Source organism: Streptomyces sp. 63XJN7_1_ISO-PGPR-S23-121 (assembly GCF_056173025.1).
The window spans coordinates 2969841-2985091 of record NZ_CM149653.1 but is presented as its reverse complement, the minus strand read 5'-3'; the positions used below and the strand labels follow the sequence as shown (position 1 = coordinate 2985091).

The 15251-nt window shown below is 75.0% G+C and carries 12 protein-coding genes, 1 tRNA gene, 4 pseudogenes and 1 riboswitch; of the genes and pseudogenes, 7 read left to right on the top strand and 10 right to left on the bottom strand.

The features are described from left to right. The first annotated feature begins 178 nt into the window (after positions 1 to 178). Positions 179 to 2875 (top strand): CHAT domain-containing protein, encoded by a 2697-nt coding sequence (locus AC0VYN_RS13000; protein ID WP_475536872.1) that lies wholly within the window; start codon positions 179 to 181, stop codon positions 2873 to 2875. 98 nt (positions 2876 to 2973) lie between these two features. Continuing rightward, a pseudogene (locus AC0VYN_RS12995) lies at positions 2974 to 3408 on the top strand (hypothetical protein); the annotation flags it as partial. A gap of 162 nt (positions 3409 to 3570) precedes the next feature. Here the strand turns inward: AC0VYN_RS12995 and AC0VYN_RS12990 are convergent. The 7 genes and pseudogenes from AC0VYN_RS12990 to AC0VYN_RS12960 form a co-directional block, all read right to left on the bottom strand. Then, positions 3571 to 4947, bottom strand: a pseudogene (locus tag AC0VYN_RS12990) (NtaA/DmoA family FMN-dependent monooxygenase); the annotation flags it as partial. 20 nt (positions 4948 to 4967) lie between these two features. After that, positions 4968 to 6183, bottom strand: a pseudogene (locus AC0VYN_RS12985) (LLM class flavin-dependent oxidoreductase). 233 nt (positions 6184 to 6416) lie between these two features. Then, complete coding sequence (locus tag AC0VYN_RS12980; protein ID WP_475536110.1) at positions 6417 to 7163, bottom strand: GNAT family N-acetyltransferase; 747 nt, start codon at positions 7161 to 7163, stop codon at positions 6417 to 6419. Positions 7164 to 7221: 58 nt separating this feature from the next. Next, positions 7222 to 7509 (bottom strand): annotated as a pseudogene (locus AC0VYN_RS12975) (ABC transporter substrate-binding protein); the annotation flags it as partial. Between the two features lie 227 nt (positions 7510 to 7736). After that, positions 7737 to 7845, bottom strand: a riboswitch (SAM riboswitch). Positions 7846 to 7898: 53 nt separating this feature from the next. Further along, positions 7899 to 8558 carry a glutathione S-transferase C-terminal domain-containing protein gene (locus AC0VYN_RS12970; RefSeq protein WP_475536109.1) on the bottom strand — a complete coding sequence of 220 codons (660 nt, stop codon included), beginning with the start codon at positions 8556 to 8558 and terminating at the stop codon, positions 7899 to 7901. Positions 8559 to 8679: 121 nt separating this feature from the next. Further along, complete coding sequence (locus AC0VYN_RS12965; protein ID WP_475536108.1) at positions 8680 to 8805, bottom strand: hypothetical protein; 126 nt, start codon at positions 8803 to 8805, stop codon at positions 8680 to 8682. A 152-nt stretch (positions 8806 to 8957) separates the two neighbouring features. Further along, positions 8958 to 9031, bottom strand: a tRNA-Pro gene (locus AC0VYN_RS12960). Positions 9032 to 9192: 161 nt separating this feature from the next. Here AC0VYN_RS12960 and AC0VYN_RS12955 point away from each other — a divergent pair. Then, a complete protein-coding gene (locus AC0VYN_RS12955) occupies positions 9193 to 10152 on the top strand; it encodes a bile acid:sodium symporter family protein (RefSeq protein ID WP_475536107.1) in 960 nt (319 codons plus the stop codon). 117 nt (positions 10153 to 10269) lie between these two features. Further along, a complete protein-coding gene (locus AC0VYN_RS12950) occupies positions 10270 to 10593 on the top strand; it encodes a hypothetical protein (protein ID WP_475536106.1) in 324 nt (107 codons plus the stop codon). 57 nt (positions 10594 to 10650) lie between these two features. Here the strand turns inward: AC0VYN_RS12950 and AC0VYN_RS12945 are convergent, their stop codons facing one another. Beyond that, a complete protein-coding gene (locus AC0VYN_RS12945; RefSeq protein ID WP_475536105.1) occupies positions 10651 to 11070 on the bottom strand; it encodes a hypothetical protein in 420 nt (139 codons plus the stop codon). Between AC0VYN_RS12945 and AC0VYN_RS12940 the strand changes: the two genes are divergently transcribed. From AC0VYN_RS12940 to AC0VYN_RS12930, 3 genes are all read left to right on the top strand, one after another. Next, positions 11062 to 11409: a cupin domain-containing protein gene (locus AC0VYN_RS12940; RefSeq protein WP_475536104.1), complete on the top strand. Its 348-nt coding sequence runs from the start codon at positions 11062 to 11064 to the stop codon at positions 11407 to 11409. The two genes, AC0VYN_RS12945 and AC0VYN_RS12940, sit on opposite strands and share 9 nt — an antisense overlap. A 120-nt stretch (positions 11410 to 11529) precedes the next feature. After that, the gene (locus AC0VYN_RS12935) at positions 11530 to 12693 is read left to right on the top strand and encodes a Gfo/Idh/MocA family protein (protein ID WP_475536103.1); all 1164 of its coding nucleotides are present in this window, start codon (positions 11530 to 11532) and stop codon (positions 12691 to 12693) included. A 96-nt stretch (positions 12694 to 12789) separates the two neighbouring features. Then, positions 12790 to 13794, top strand: coding sequence for a Gfo/Idh/MocA family protein (locus tag AC0VYN_RS12930; protein ID WP_475536102.1), 1005 nt, complete (start codon positions 12790 to 12792; stop codon positions 13792 to 13794). A 46-nt stretch (positions 13795 to 13840) separates the two neighbouring features. Here the strand turns inward: AC0VYN_RS12930 and AC0VYN_RS12925 are convergent, their stop codons facing one another. Next, positions 13841 to 14254, bottom strand: coding sequence for a VOC family protein (locus tag AC0VYN_RS12925; RefSeq protein ID WP_475536101.1), 414 nt, complete (start codon positions 14252 to 14254; stop codon positions 13841 to 13843). Positions 14255 to 14347: 93 nt separating this feature from the next. Beyond that, a complete protein-coding gene (locus tag AC0VYN_RS12920; protein WP_475536100.1) occupies positions 14348 to 15250 on the bottom strand; it encodes a sugar phosphate isomerase/epimerase family protein in 903 nt (300 codons plus the stop codon). Between the last annotated feature and the right edge of the window lies 1 nt (position 15251).

Genomic DNA, 15251 nt, shown 5'->3' with positions numbered 1-15251 from the left:
TCCACTGAGGCGGCTGTCGGGCGACGGTCGCCGGTGGCCGTTCGCGGTCGCCGGCTGTCGTCAATCGGAGTCCCGGGGTGGGTGATTGATACAGACTCGAACCTGTGGGACGTGGTTGCGGAGCACTACCATCCGTGGGGTGACAGCGGGAAACGACTCGGTTCTCCAACTGCTGCCGATGGTGTTCGCCGCCCCCAACGAGGCCGTGGAGCGGGCGGGAGAGGTGCTCGACGCCGATCCGTCGCCGCTGCACGCCTCCGTCGCCCACCAGGTGATCGGCATCTGGCAGCGGGACTTCGGCGACCTGCGGCGGGCGCTGGCCCATCTGCGGCGCGCCCGCGACCTCGCGGCCCGGGCGGACTCGGCCGAGCGGGAGGCCGACGTGCTGGCCACGCTCGGGGTGGCGCTGGTGCACGCCGGGCGCACCCGGGACGGGCTGGCGGCGTTCGAGCAAGGCGTGGCACGGGGCACCGGGCACACCAGGGCGCGGGTGCTGTTCCGGCGGGCGTACGTGTGGTGGGTGCTGGGCCGGCACGGCGAAGCGCTGGAGGACGTGCGCCGGGCGGTCCCGGTGCTGCGGCAGGCGGACGACGTGATCTGGACGGCACGGGCGCTGACGCTGCGGGCGACCGTGCACCTGGCGCTGGGCGCGGTGGAGCGGGCGGAGGCGGACTTCGCGGCGGCGGAGGCGCTCTGGGACACGACCGGCCAGGAGCACGACAAGGCCGACGCGGTGGAGAGCCGCGGGCTCGCGGCGTACCGGTCGGGTGACGTGCCGGCGGCCCTGCGGCTGCTGGACGAGGCGGAGGAGCGGTACGCCAAGCTGGGCACGCCGACGTTCATGCTGACCATCCGGCGCTGCGAGGTGCTGCTGGCGGCGGGGCTGGCCCGGGAGGCGCTGGCCGAGGCGGACGGGGCGGTCGCCGCGCTGGACTGCATCGGCGGGCAGTCCACGCGCAAGGCGGAGCTGCTGCTGGTCGCCGCGCGGGCGGCCCGGCTGGCGGACGACCCGCGGACCGCGATCGCGCGCGCGGCCGTCGCGGTACGGCTGTTCGCCGCGCAGCGGCGTACCTGGTACGAGACGCACGCCCGGCTGGTGCTGACCGAGGCACGGGTGGCGGCGGGGCGCGGGTCGGGCCGGCTGGTCGCGGACGCGGCGGCGGTGGCGGAACGGCTGGCCGCGTTCGGGGCGCCGGCCGCGCCGGAGGCGTCGCTGCTGGCCGGCCGGATCGCACTGGACCTGGGCTGGACGGCCGACGCCGAACGGCATCTGGCGGTCGCCGCGCGCAGCCGCCACGGTGGGCCGCCGCTGGCGCGGATGACGGGCTGGGCGGCGCAGGCGCTGCGGGCCCGGGCGGCGGGTTCGACGCGGGGCGTGCTCGAGGCCTGCCGGCGTGGGCTGGACGTCCTGGACGACCACCGGATGACACTGGGCGCCTCGGAGCTGCGGGCCCGGGCCACCGCGCAGGGCGCGGAGCTGGCGGCGATGGCTCAGCGGGCGAGCCTGGTCTCGGGCGGACCGCGTCGGCTGCTGGTGTGGAGCGAGCGGTGGCGGGCGACCGTGCTGTCGGCGCCGCCCACCCGGCCGCCGACCGACCCGGCGCTGCTGAGCGGCATGACGGCGTTCCGGGAGATCGCCGCCCGTGCGGAGGAGGCCCGGCTGGACGGCGGCCGGCCCGTTCCCGCGCTGGAGCGCGAACAGCGGCGCCTGGAACGGGAGATCCGCTCCCGCACCCTGCACATGCGGGGCGAGGCGTCCGGGGACGGGGACCGGTTCGAGGCCGACCGGCTGCTGCGGCGGCTCGGCGACGGCGTACGGCTGGTGGAGCTGGCCGTGCTCGACGGGCGGGTGCACGTGCTGCTGTGCGGGCAGGGGCGGGTGCGGCGGTTCGAGGCGGGCCTGCTGGCCGCGGCGGAGCGGGAGGCCGAGCACGTCCAGGCGGGGCTGCGGCGGCTGGCCCATCCGGGGGCGGAGGCGCGGCTGCCGGTGGTGGAGGCCGCGGGGGCGCGGCTGCAGGAGCTGCTGCTCGGTCCGGCGGCGGCGCACCTGGGCACCGGCCCGGTCGTCGTCGTCCCGCCGGCGCGGCTGCACCGGGTGCCGTGGGCGCTGCTCCCCGCGCTGCGGGAGCGGGTGCTGAGCGTGTCGCCGTCCGCGAGCAGCTGGCTGCGCGCCCGCGAGACGGCACCGCCGCCCGGCGGACGCCGGATCCTGGTACGCGGCCCCGGACTGGCGACCGGCGGTGCCGAGGTCACGGAACTCGCGGGCCGCTCCCCGTCACCGGACGCCATGCGGGACCACGGAGCGCGCGGCGGGAGCCCCGGGCCGGGCATCCCGCCGTCGCCGGGCACCGGAGCGGACGACGCGCGGGACGGTGGACCGGGGGCCCGGGACCGGCAGGGGGCTCCGGTCGTGCTGGAGGGGGACGAGGCGCGGGTGCCGCGGGTGCTGCGGGAGCTGGACGGGGCCGCGCTGGCGCACATCGCCGCGCACGGCACGTTCCGTGCGGACAGCCCGCTGTTCTCCTCGCTGCGGATGGCCGACGGTCCCCTGATCGTGCACGACCTGGAGCGCCTGGACCGCAGCCCGTACCGGATCATCCTGTCCTGCTGCGACACCGCCCGCTTCGCGTCCGTCGGCGCGGACGAGCTGCTCGGGCTGGTCACCGCGCTGCTGCCGCTGGGCACGGCCGGGGTGGTGGCGTGCAGCGCGCCGGTCAACGACGCCGCGGTGGTGCCGCTGATGCTCGCGCTGCACAAGGGGCTGGACGCCGGTCTGTCCCTGGCGGAGTCGCTGCGCGACGCGCGGGCCGCGCTGCCCGGCGACGCGGTGCACCAGGCCACGGGGTGGGCGTTCTCGGCGTTCGGCGCCGCCTGAGGTCCGGTCAGGCGAGCTGGGCCGCGGGCAGGTCCACCAGCCAGGGCAGGGCGCCGCGGTCTCCGGCGCCGAGGCGGGTGTAGGCGCCGTAGAGGTGGTTGGAGTACCCGTTCCCGTCGGGGCTGATACTGGAGCCGGAGCACCACCGCGCGGGTCTGCACCCGCCCGGCACCCTCTCCGCCGCCGACAAGGAGTTCGCGCTGCGCTGGTACCCGCCCGCCGGCCGGCCGGGACCGCTGGTGCCGTTCCGTTCGGTGCCGCTCGGCCTCGGACCGGGCGAGCAGGCCGACTTCCGCCTCGACCCGCCGGAGACCCGCGAGTACACCGTCGGCACGTTCGGCGACAGCGACGCCGTCGTCGTGGTCTTCGAGGAGCGCGACGGGGAGCCCCGCTACCTCGCCGGCCACGACGACGGGGGAACACTCCGCAACGCCATGATCAGGGCCCGTCTCGTCAAGGGCCGCCGCTATACCGCCCGGGTGCGCCTGTACTCCTCGTGGGGTGCGGGCGAGACGGCGGTCATGTGCTGGTGACAGCACGGATCCGCCGCACCCGGCCACGGCCGGCCACAGTCCGGCGCCGGGGACGGCCGGGGACGTCGCCTTCGGGGGAGGGTGACGTCCCCGGCCCGTGCCGTGTCCGCCGTGCGAGGGGGCGGCGGACACGGCACCGCCGTCATCGGGGCGGCCGGTGAATCAGGACGCCGCCCGTTCGTCGGCGAGCTGCGTGTCGGGGTGGGTGAGGCCGAGGTGGTCGCGCAGGGTGGTGCCCTCGTAGTCGGTGCGGAAGGCGCCCTGTTCCTGGAGCAGCGGGACGACCTCGTCCGCGAACTGATCCAGGCCGGCCGGGGTGATGTGCGGGACGAGGATGAAGCCGTCGGCGGCGTCGGCCTGCACGAAGTCGTTGATGGTGCGGGCCACGGTGGCCGGGGAGCCGACGAAGGTCTGGCGGTTGCCGGTGTGGAGGACGAGGTCGCGGATGGACCAGCCGCGAGCCGCCGCCAGTTCGCGCCACTCCCGGGCGGTGGCCAGCGGGTCGCGGTACATCCGCACCTGGGCCCGCCCGCGCGCGATGTGCCCCTCGGACACGTCCGGGTCGACGTCGGGCAGCGGGCCGTCCGGATCGTAGGCGGACAGGTCCCGGTTCCAGACGAACTCCAGGTGCTTGAGGGCGGTGGCCCCGCTGACCTGCTGCCGGCGGACCTCGCGCGCCCGTTCCTCGGCCTCGTCGTCGGTGTCGCCGAGCACGAAGGTCGCGGCGGGCAGGATCAGCAGGTCGCCGGGCCGGCGGCCGTACTTGGCGAGGCGGCTCTTGACGTCCCGGTGGAACGCCCGGCCCTCCTCCAGGGTGGCGTACCGGCTGAAGATCGCGTCCGCGTCGGCGGCGGCGAACTCGCGTCCCTCCTCGGAGTCCCCGGCCTGGAAGATGACCGGGCGGCCCTGCGGGGAGCGCGGGACGTCGAAGCGGCCGTGGATGTCGAAGTGCTGTCCCCGGTGTGCGAAGGCTCCGGCCTTGGCGTCGCTCAGGAAGGTGCCGGTGACCGGGTCGGCGACGACCTCGTCCCCGTGCCAGGAGTCGAGGAGTTCGTTCGCCGTGGCCAGGAACTCGCGGGCGCGGGAGTAGCGCTCCTCCTGCGGCAGGAAGCCCCCGCGGCGGAAGTTCTCGCCGGTGAAGGCGTCCCAGGAGGTGACCACGTTCCACGCGGCGCGGCCGCCGGAGAGGTGGTCCAGGCTCGCGAACTGCCGGGCGACCTCGTAGGGCTCGTTGAAGGTGGAGTTGATGGTGCCGGTCAGGCCGAGCCGGTCGGTGACGGCGGCGAGTGCGGCGAGGACCGTGAAGGTGTCGGGGCGGCCGACGACGTCCAGGTCGTAGATCCGCCCGCCCTGTTCGCGCAGGCGCAGGCCCTCGGCGAGGAACAGGAAGTCGAACTTGGCCCGTTCGGCGGTCCGTGCGAAGTGGGCGAAGGAGGCGAACTCGATGTGGCTGCCGGCCCGGGGGTCGCTCCACACGGTGGTGTTGTTGACGCCGGGGAAGTGCGCGGCCAGGTGTATCTGCTTCAGCGGCTTGGTCATGACGGTGGTGTCCTCCCGGCTCAGGCGGTCGCGGTGGGGGTGGCGGCGTAGCGGTTGGCGGGACGGTCGAGGCCGAGCAGTCCGCGCAGGGTGTCCGCCTCGTACGCCTCGCGGAAGACGCCGCGGCGCTGCAACTCGGGGACGAGACCGCGGGTGATCGCCGGCAGGTCGTGGCCGAGGACGGCGGGGCGGAGCCGGAACCCGGTCAGCCCGGTGGTCGCGAATTCCTGGAGTAGGTCGGCGAGTTGGGCGGGGCTTCCGGCGAAGACGCGGGCGTCGCCGGTGTACGGCGTCCCGGCCGCCGCGTCGAGGCGCTCCCTGCGGGCGGTGGCATCGGCCGGGTCGTCGTCCAGGAGGACGACCAGGTCGGCGAAGACGTGCAGCGGCTTGCCGGCCCGTCCGGCCGCCGCCTGTTCGGCGCGGATCTCGGCGACGATCGCCCGTGCCTGGCCGGTGTCATGCGGGGTGACGTAGCCGACGTCGGCCTGCCGGGCGACGAGCCGGTACGGCACGGTCCAGTGGGCGAGGGCGGTGACCAGGGGCTGGCCCTGCGGAGGCCGGGGGGTGATGGAGGGGCCCTTGACGCTGAAGCGGGGCCCCGGAAGTCGATGTAGTGCAGCTTGTCCCGGTCGACGAAGCGGCCGGTGGCCGCGTCCCGGATCTCCGCGTCGTCCTCCCAGCTGTCCCAGAGGCGGCGGACCACCTCGACGTGGTCGGCGGCCTCCTCGAACAGCTCGGTGACCAGCTCGCGTGCGGCCGGGCTCTCGTAGCTCTCGATGCGCGGGACGGTGCGGCGGCCGAAGTGGGCGGCCTCGTCGGGCGGGCGGAGATCTTCACGCGCAGACCGGCGCGGCCGGTGCTGACGTAGTCGAGCGTGGCGATCGCCTTGGAGATGTGGAACGGCTCGGTGTGGGTGGCGATCACGGTCGGCACCAGTCCGATGTGCCGGGTCAGTGGCGCGACGCGGGAGGCGATCAGGACGGCGTCGAGGTGGCCGCGGACCTGGTCGGTGCGCTCGTCGGGGCCGAGGAGGCGGGAGGACTGCGGGCCGAGGCCGTCCTCGATGGTCACGAAGTCGAGCAGGCCGCGTTCGGCCTCGGCGACGAGGCCGGCCCAGTAGGCGGCCGTGAACAGCTCGGCGGGGCGGGCCACCGGCTCGCGCCAGGAGGCGGGGCGCCAACCGGTGCCGTCCAGGGCGACGGCGAGGTGCAGCGGGGTGGGAGGAGTGGTGGACACGGGTGGTCTGCCTTCCTGGTCGTCCGGAGGGAAACGGGGTTCTCACCGGGAGCGGGCGGGGTGGGCGTCGGGCCGGAGGTGGTGGAGCGCGTCGGGCCGGGGGTGGCGGAGCGCGCCGGCCACGCGCCGCGGGTCGCCGGGCGGCCGGGGGCGGGGGCGGGCGGGGGCCGGGGCACGCGCCGGACCCGACTCCGTCCGCCGGGCGGGCGGAGTCGCCGTGGGCGCGCGGCCGTTCACCGGTTCCCCGGCGCGGCGGCCGTGCCGGGTGTGCGCACGTCGCGGAACTCGGTGTGGCGGCGCAGGGTGGAGCCGATGGACTCGTACAGCCCGATGGCCCGGGTATTGCTCGCGGCGGCGTGCAGAAACGGGGTGTCGCCGCGTTCGCGGATGCCCGCGGCGACGGCGCGGACCAGACGGGTGGCGAGTCCCCGGCCGCGGTGCGCCGGGTCGGTGCACACGGCGCTGATCTCGGTCCAGCCGGGCAGCCGGAGTCGCTCGCCCGCCAGGGCGACCAGCCGGCCCCGGTGCCGGATGCCGAGGTAGGTGCCGAGGAGAACGGTGCGGGGCAGGAAGGGGCCGGGCCGGGTGCGGGCGACCAGGTCCAGGATCTCGGGGACGTCGGCGGGCCCGAGCCGTACGGCCCCGGGGTCCGGCTCGGCGCGCAGCGCGGTGTCGACGAACTGCACCCCGGGCACGCCGCCGAAGGCCCGCCAACCCGCGGGGACGGTGGGCGCGCCGGGCACCGCGACCGCCGTGCCGGGGCCGACGAGGCGGTGCAGGTCGGCCCAGGCGGCCGGATCGGCGGGGTCCTCGAGGGCGGCGAAGACGGCCACGTCCGACGGGTAGCGGGCGGCCCTGCCGAGGCGTTCGGCGAAGGGGGCGTGCGGGCCGGTCAGGGCGGCCCAGACGGCGTTGTCCAGGGGGTGCGGGGCGAGGGCGGCAGGGGCCGTGTCGACGCGTAGGCCGGTCGGCTGGGTCACGGGTTCGGGTTCCTCTCCTGCGGACGGACCGGCGGGGGGACGTTATGATGACGGGTCGTCAGTTGTTGTCGAGGGGGAGGCCGGGCGGATTGACCTCGGCCGACTCGACGGCCTCGCTGGAGAGGTTCCAGACGGCCAGCCACTTCGCGTACTGGCCGTTGTCGATCAGGTGGTTGATGGCGTCCGCGATCGGTTCGGCGAGCCCGCTGTCCTTCTTGGCGGTGGCCGCGATCAGGCCCTGGAGGGAGGCGCCGGCTCCCGAGTAGGTGCCCGCGCTGCGCGTGGCGCCGGGGGTCTTCGCCGTCCGTGTGACGTGATAGGCGACGCCCGGGTTGGCGGCGAAGTAGGGGCCGGGCGGTCGCCGCGAGCGCTGAGGTCCGGAAGGAGGGAGGTCAGCCCTGGCGGCGGCCGCGGCCGCGGTCGGTACACAGTGCGCTGCTGACGCGGAGCAGATCGACGGCACGGTCGGCGACGAGCGGGCTCGGGTACGGGCGTACAGGGCCCTGGGGGCGGCGGTCCGCCGTCCTGGGAGCTGCGTACATGTCCGTCATCGTCACTGTTCCGGCCCTGCGGGCCTCGCGCTTACCGAAGTGCATCCGGTCCGGTCGTCACCTGGGGCACCCCACCGCGGAGCGAGGGTTGCCGGTCAGCCAGCCAGGGCTTGTCACTGACGCTCATGACCGTTCTTGGTCCGTAAGTAAGGCAGTTGGCCGTGCTCGTGTCAACGCCGTCCCGTCAGACGGGACGGTCTCCGACGCGGTGCGCGAAGGCCGGGTGCGCGCTCAGGCGCCGCACGTGGGACCACAGGGCGGGGTGGCGGTCCGTGCGGTGGGCGGCGCCGAGCCGGGACATGGCCACCCACACCTCGACGTCGGCCGCGGTGAGCCGCTCCCCCAGGACGTAGGGGTGGCCGGCGAGCCGCTGCTCCAGCGAGTCCAGCGCCGCGGGGTCCTCCGCTCGGGCGCAGAGCAGCTCCACGGCCTCGATCGCCGCGTCCTGGCCGTCCGGGTACAGCTCGGGGCCCGCGGAGGCGAAGTACCGGGCGAGGTCGCGCATGATGTCGGGCGCGTGCGTGCTCACGATGCGGCCCGACCAGTCGTCGCTGAGCACCGGCGCGACGGCCGGTCCCCGGTAGTGGTGCGCGCTCGCCTCGTACAGCGACCGCAGCGCGGGGTGGCCGCCGTCGGCACCGTCGGGAACGGGGTCGAGGAGGGTCACCGGACACACGTCGTCGAGTCCGAGGAGGCCGTGCACGACGGCGATGCGCAGACAGTCGTCGTGGCCGGGCGACAGGTGGAGGCGGTAGCGGCGCGGCACGGCGTAGTGGCCGCTGCGCGGGTCGCGGCCGATGCGCCCCCGGAAGGCCGGCGCGGGGGCGAGGCGGGTGACGGTCATGGTGCTCCTCGGGTGCGGGCGCGTGGGACACGCGCGGCGGAGGCGGCGGCGGGCGGGCCGTGCGCGGGCACCCGGCCGCACGGGACGCGTGCGGGAGCGCGGGCGGCCGGTGCCGGACGGCTCAGCGCGGTGAGGTGATGGCGCTGCGGACGCGGAGGAGGTCGATGTGACGGCGGGAGGTGAGCAGGGGCGACGGTCCCGGCGTGCGGCGGTCCGCGTCGGCGGTGACCGGCTCGATGCTCCCCATGATTCCCTACCTGTTCACTAGGATTACCAGGGAAGTGTCGGCCTGTGTCCCGGGTGCGTCAAGGGGGTGTCCACGCCGTGGTCGGCCGCGTGCGGGGCGGACACGCTAAAGGGCCTTCGCGAGCCGTTGCTCGCGAAGACCCTTCGTCACCGTCGGGACGACAGGATTTGAACCTGCGACCCCTTGACCCCCAGTCAAGTGCGCTACCAAGCTGCGCCACGTCCCGGTGTGCGTCCCACGGGCCGCGGGTGAGCGGTTTCCGTGTGATCACGCAGGTCAACCCTACCCCATCCGCCGGAGGGGGCGCGGCCGGCGGCCCGGGCCGCCCCGATGATCACATCGCGAGACGGCGTTGCGTCCCGCCGCCGGCGGGCGTTACCTCGCACGGTGCGTACCGAACGACCCGAACACATCAGCGACGACGTCACCGGCGACCGCTCCGCCCGCCGGGCCGTCACCGTCTTCCCCCTTCTCGTCCTCGCGGCCGGCGCCGTCGGCCTGCTGCTCCCGGGGAGTTTCACCGGGTGGGGCGAGGCGGTGCCGTACCTGCTGGGCGTGGTGATGTTCTGCATGGGCGTCACCATGACCCCGGAGGACTTCCGCGGGGTCGCCAAGCGCCCCTGGGCGGTGGCCCTCGGGCTGGTGGCGCACTACGTCATCATGCCGGGGCTCGGCTGGGCGATCGCCCACCTGCTCGGCCTCTCGCCGCAGCTCGCCGCCGGCGTGATCCTGGTGGGCTGCGCGCCCAGCGGCACGGCCTCCAACGTGGTGACCTACCTGGCCCGGGGCGACGTCGCCCTCTCGGTCTCCGTCGCCACCGTCTCCACGCTCGTCGCCCCGCTGGTCACCCCGCCGCTGACGCTGCTGCTGGCCGGCGAGTACCTCCCGGTCAACGCCGGGTCCATGGTGACGGACATCCTCAAGACGGTCCTGCTGCCGATCCTCGCGGGCGTCGTCGTACGGCTCGTGGCGGGCCGGTACGTGCGACGGGCGCTGACCGCGCTGCCGTGGCTGTCCGCGCTGACGATCTCCGTGATCGTGGCCGTGGTCGTCGCGGGCAGTGCCGACGCCATCAAGTCGGCGGCGGCGATGGTGTTCCTCGCCGTCGTGCTGCACAACGGCCTCGGGCTGGCGCTGGGCTACGGCGCGGGGCGCCTCGGCCGGCTCGGTGAACCGGCAAGCCGGGCCATGGCCTTCGAGGTCGGCATGCAGAACTCCGGCCTGGCGGCCTCCCTGGCCACCGCCCACTTCAGTCCGCTGGCGGCGCTGCCGGCCGCGGTCTTCTCCGTCTGGCACAACGTCTCCGGCTCCCTGACCGCCGCCTGGCTGTCCCGCCGGGGACGGTAATCTGCGGCCCCGGCGGTACGGCACCGGTGACGCGGCGGAGGAAACCGGGTTGAGCATCGTGTGCGGCGCGAGAACGGCCCCACCCGTGCGTGCGGGCGCCGGCGGGACGGCCGGCCCGTGAACGGCCACCGGCGGATCGTCGCGGTCTGGGCGGGGCTGTGCCTGGCCGGCCTCGCCGCCACCGCCGCCCTCGGCGCCGATCCGTACGCGGACGGGCCCGGGTCCCCCGGCGAGGATCCGGCTCCGACGGCGAGCCACGCCGTCGACTGCGCGGAGATCGCCGACCGTGTCGGCGAGGGGCGCCGGGAGCGCGAGGAGGCGGAGGCGTGGCCGGCACCGTCCGCGTCCCCTGCGCAGCAGGCCGTCCAGACCTTGACGGTGACCATGGTGCCCGAGGAGTGCGGGGACGAACTGGACGCCCGCGGCCTCACGTCACCCTGACCGGCCCGGCTCCCCTGGCACGCCCGCGCGTGCGTACCCCCGCGTCGCCGGACGCGGTCAGTGCGCGGTGACCAGCTTCTGTCCCGCGCCGTCCCCGGCCGGCCTCGTGCGCAGGGCCGCGACGCCGATGAAGACCATGGACGAGACACCGGCGAGCGCGAAGGCGGTGAAGCCCCAGTCGCCCTTGTCCGCGGCGAGCAACTGGCCGCCCAGCCACGGGCCGAAGACGGCGCCGAAGCGGCCCATGCCGGACGTCCAGCCGATCGCGGTGGCGCGGTCGGCGGGGGCGGAGCCGATGGAGACGGTCGCGTAGATCGTGGTCTGGGCGCTGTTGAGGAACACTCCGGTGAGGAAGACCGCCACGAAGGTGAGCGCCAGCGGCATGTGGACGCTGAGCAGGAAGACGCCGCAGGCGGTCAGCGCGAACCTCGCCCCCGCGGCCCCGCCCGTCCCGACTGGCGTCGCCGCATGACCCACAGCTTCGTTGTCCACGTCCCCGACGCCGAGCTCGTACCCGAGCCCCTCTCCCCCGAGCAGATCGTGTCCGGCAGCCCCGAGGTCACCGGCAAGGTGGTCCGGGAGTCGGCGGACGGCCGCCAGGCCCGCGGCATCTGGCAGATCACCCCCGGCGTCGTCACCGACACCGAGGCGGACGAGCTGTTCGTCGTGCTGAGCGGCTCGGCCACCATCGAGGTGGAGGGCGGCCCGACGCTGAGGGTCGGGCCCGGCGACCCGGCCGTCCTGCGCGAGGGCGACCTGACGACGTGGACGGTGCACGAGACGCTGCGCAAGGCGTACGCGGTCGACCTCGGGTAGTCCCGCCGGGCGGGACCGCTCCCGCCGCGCACCTTTGTCCTGTCAAAAGGTTGACATGATGCCAGGGCTCCGCACAGGGTGGGCCTCGTCAGATCACGGACCGGTCCTCGAGGGGCTCGCATGGTGGACGCGCTCGGTGTCGCCGTCGTCGGTTTCGGCTGGATGGGCCGGGTGCACGCCCGGGCGTACGCCCGCGTCCGCCACCACTATCCGCTGCTGCCGCTGCGTCCTGAGCTGATCACCGTCGCCGACGAGGTGCCGGGCAGGGCCGAGGAGGCCGCCGCGCAGTTCGGGTTCGCCTCGGCCACCCGCGACTGGCGGGAGGTGGCCGCCGACCCGCGCGTCGGGGCGGTCAGCATCACCGCGCCGAACTTCCTGCACCGGGAGATCGGCGTGGCGATGGCCGGGGCCGGCAAGCACATCTGGATCGAGAAGCCGGTGGGCCTCACCGTCGCGGACGCCCGCGCGGTGGCGGCCGCCGTGGGCGCGGCCGGCGTGCAGGGCGCCGTCGGCTTCAACTACCGCAACGCGCCCGCGGTCGAGGCCGCCCGTGAGCTGATCGCGTCCGGGGAGATCGGCGCCGTCACCCATGCCCGCTTCCGCCTGTTCAGCGACTACGCGGCGCATCCCGAGGGCGCGCTGACCTGGCGCTACGAGCGGGAGCGGGGCGGCAGCGGGGTGCTCGGCGATCTGGCCTCGCACGGCGCGGACCTGGCCCGGTTCCTGCTGGGCGACATCGCGTCCCTGTCCGCCGACACGGCGGTCTTCCTGCCGGAGCGGCCCCGCCCGGCCGCCGCAACCGCCGGTCACGCGCGCGCCCCGGGCGGCGAGTCGGGCCCGGTGGAGAACGAGGACTACGCCGGCTGCCTGCTGCGCTTCGCCTCCGGCGCCCGCGGTGTCCTGGAGGCGTGCCGGGTCTCGGTCGGCGAGCAGAACAACTACGGGTTCGAGGTGCACGGCACTCGGGGCGCGGTGTTCTGGGACTTCCGCCGCATGAACGAACTGGGTGTCGCCCGGGGCACGCTGTACCAGGACCAGCCGGTCGGCACCGTCCACGTCGGTCCGGCGCACGGCGAGTTCGCCGCCTTCCAGCCGGGGGCCGCGAACGCCATGGGCTACGACGACCTCAAGGTGGTGGAGGCCCACCGCTTCCTGCGCTCGGTGGCGGAGGGCACGCCCCACGGCGCGACGCTGCCGGACGCGGTGCGCAGCGCGGCCGTACTGGACGCGATGGCCCGGTCGGCCGAGCGCCGGGCCTGGGTCGAGGTGCACGCCGAGGAGTGACGCCGGGGCCGGCGAGCGGGAGCCGGACCTGCCCGGCGGGCTCCGGCGACCGCGGCGTACGCACGAGGGCAACCAGACACAAGGAGCAGCGGAACCATGCGCATCGCAATCCTCGGCCTCGGCCGCATCGGCGCCTTCCACGCCGCGACCCTCTCCGGACTCGACGCCGTCGGCTCGCTCGTCGTCGCCGACCCGTTCGCGGACGCGGCGCGGGCCGCCGCCGAGCGGTTCGGTGCCGAGGTGGCCGCCTCGCCCGAGGCGGTACTGGCGGCCGGGGTGGACGGGGTGGTGATCGCCGCCGCCACCGACGCCCACCCGGGCCTGATCCTGGCCGCCGTCGAGGCCGGCGTGCCCGTCTTCTGCGAGAAGCCCGTCGCCCGCACCGTGGCGGAGGGCGTCGAGGTGCTCAAGGCGGTCGCGGGCCGTGACGTGCCGGTGCAGATCGGCTACAACCGCCGCTTCGACGCCGGGTTCGCCGCGGCGCGGGCGGCCGTGCGCGGCGGTGAGCTGGGCACGCTGCACACCGTGCGGTCGACCACGCTGGACCCGGCCCCGCCGCCGGCCGCGTACATCGCCGCCTCGGGTGGCATCTTCCGGGACTGCGCCGTGCACGACTTCGACATCATCCGCTGGGTGACGGGCCGTGAGGTGACCGAGGTGTACGCCGTCGGCGGCAACCGGGGTGCCGGCTTCATCCGGGAGGCGGGCGACGCGGACACCACCGGCGCCGTCCTCACCCTGGACGACGGCACGATCGCCGTCGTCTCCAACAGCCGTCACAACGCGCGCGGTTACGACGTGCGGATGGAGATCCACGGCTTCGCCGACTCCATCGCCGTCGGCCTGGACGACCAGCTGCCGCTGCGCTCGGTCGAACCCGGCGCCACCTTCCCGGCCGGTGTCCCGCACGACTTCTTCATGGACCGCTTCGCCGCCGCCTACCGCGCGGAGCTCACCGCGTTCACCGAGGTCGTGGCGGGGACACGCCCCTCCCCCTGCACGATCGGGGACGCGCTGGAGGCGGGCTGGATCGCCGAGGCGTGCACGCTGTCGCTGCGCGAGCACCGCCCCGTGACCGTCGCCGAGGTGCGGCGGCCCTGAGGGCGCCCCCGCACCCGCGCACGGCCGGTCCGCCCCCGGGCGACGGTCAGCCCCGGCTTCCGCTGATGTTGACCATCCAGGGGATGCCGAACCGGTCCGTGCACATGCCGAAGACGTCGCCCCACATCTGCTTCTCCAGCGGCACGGCCACGGTGCCGCCGGCGGAGAGCTTCTCCCAGTAGCCGCGCAGCTCGGCCTCGTCGTCGCCGCTGAGGCTCACCGAGAAGGTGTTGCCGGGGCTGTACGCCATGCCGGGCGGCGTGTCGGCGCCCATCAGGGTGAAGCCGCCGGGCGTCTCCAGCGTGCCGTGCATGATCTTGTCGGCCTCCGGGGCGTCGGCGTCGCCGAACGCTCCGAAGGTGTTCAGCGAGAGCGACCCGCCGAAGACCTGCTCGTAGAACTCCATCGCCTGACGGGCGTCGCCGTCGAAGCTGAGGTACGGATTGAGGCGCGAGGCCATGGAAACCTCCCGGAACGGGGCGAACGGTCGTGCCTTGCACGCTAGCGCTTCGTCCCGGCGACGGCGCGCCGAACCGCAGGGGCGGACCGGGCCTCAGGCTCCGCAGGAGCGCAGGAACCTGCGGGTGCGGACCGCGACAGGCAGCGGCTTGTCCGGCGCGCAGGGGTACATGTCCTGCTCGACGATGGCGAACAGGTCCACGCCCAGGCGCTGGGCCGCCGTGAGCACCGGGCCCAGCTCGGGGACGCCGGCCGGCGGTTCGCACATCACCCCGCGCTGGACGGCCGGGCCGAAGGGCACGCCGTTCGCTCGCACCTCGGCGAGGACCTCCGGGTCGACCTGCTTGAGGTGGAGGTAGCCGATGCGCTCGCCGTAGGTCTCGATCAGCTTGACGCTGTCGCCGCCGCAGTAGGCGTAGTGGCCGGTGTCCAGGCAGAGGCCGACCAGGTCGGAGTCGGTGGAGTCGAGGAAGCGCTCGACGTGCTCCTCGCTGTCGATGTGGGTGTCGGCGTGCGGGTGGACGACGACGTCCAGGCCGTAGGTCTCCCCGACCTCGCGGCCGAGGCGTTCCATGCCCTCGGTCAGGTGCGTCCACTGCTCGCCGGTCAGCTCCGGCGGCTCGAGGATCTCGGCGGTCCTGTCGTCGCGCCAGAAGGACGGGATGACGACGAGATGGGTGCCGCCCACGGCCCGGGTGAGGGCGGCGACGCGGCCGACCTGCTCCCAGGTGGCGTCCCACTCGGCGGGACCGCGGTGCAGCCCGCAGAAGATCGTGCCCGCGGAGACCCTCAGGCCGCGCCGGGTGACCTCGTCGGTGAGCCGGGCCGGGTCGGTGGGCAGGTAGCCGTAGGGTCCCAGTTCGATCCACTCGTAGCCAGCCTCGGTGACCTCGTCCAGGAAGCGTTCCCAGGGCACCTGCCGCGGGTCGTCGGGGAACCAGACGCCCCAGGAGTCGGGGGCCGAGCCGACGCGGATGCGGTCCAGGGCAGCGGGCATG

What these genes read in the sequence shown, in the direction of transcription:
- AC0VYN_RS13000 (WP_475536872.1), top strand. Translation starts at nt 179, where the DNA reads ATGGTGTTCGCCGCCCCCAACGAGGCCGTGGAGCGGGCGGGAGAGGTG.
- AC0VYN_RS12970 (WP_475536109.1), bottom strand. Translation starts at nt 8,558, where the DNA reads ATGACCGTCACCCGCCTCGCCCCCGCGCCGGCCTTCCGGGGGCGCATC.
- AC0VYN_RS12965 (WP_475536108.1), bottom strand. Translation starts at nt 8,805, where the DNA reads ATGGGGAGCATCGAGCCGGTCACCGCCGACGCGGACCGCCGCACGCCG.
- AC0VYN_RS12940 (WP_475536104.1), top strand. Translation starts at nt 11,062, where the DNA reads ATGACCCACAGCTTCGTTGTCCACGTCCCCGACGCCGAGCTCGTACCC.
- AC0VYN_RS12935 (WP_475536103.1), top strand. Translation starts at nt 11,530, where the DNA reads ATGGTGGACGCGCTCGGTGTCGCCGTCGTCGGTTTCGGCTGGATGGGC.
- AC0VYN_RS12930 (WP_475536102.1), top strand. Translation starts at nt 12,790, where the DNA reads ATGCGCATCGCAATCCTCGGCCTCGGCCGCATCGGCGCCTTCCACGCC.
- AC0VYN_RS12925 (WP_475536101.1), bottom strand. Translation starts at nt 14,254, where the DNA reads ATGGCCTCGCGCCTCAATCCGTACCTCAGCTTCGACGGCGACGCCCGT.
- AC0VYN_RS12920 (WP_475536100.1), bottom strand. Translation starts at nt 15,250, where the DNA reads ATGCCCGCTGCCCTGGACCGCATCCGCGTCGGCTCGGCCCCCGACTCC.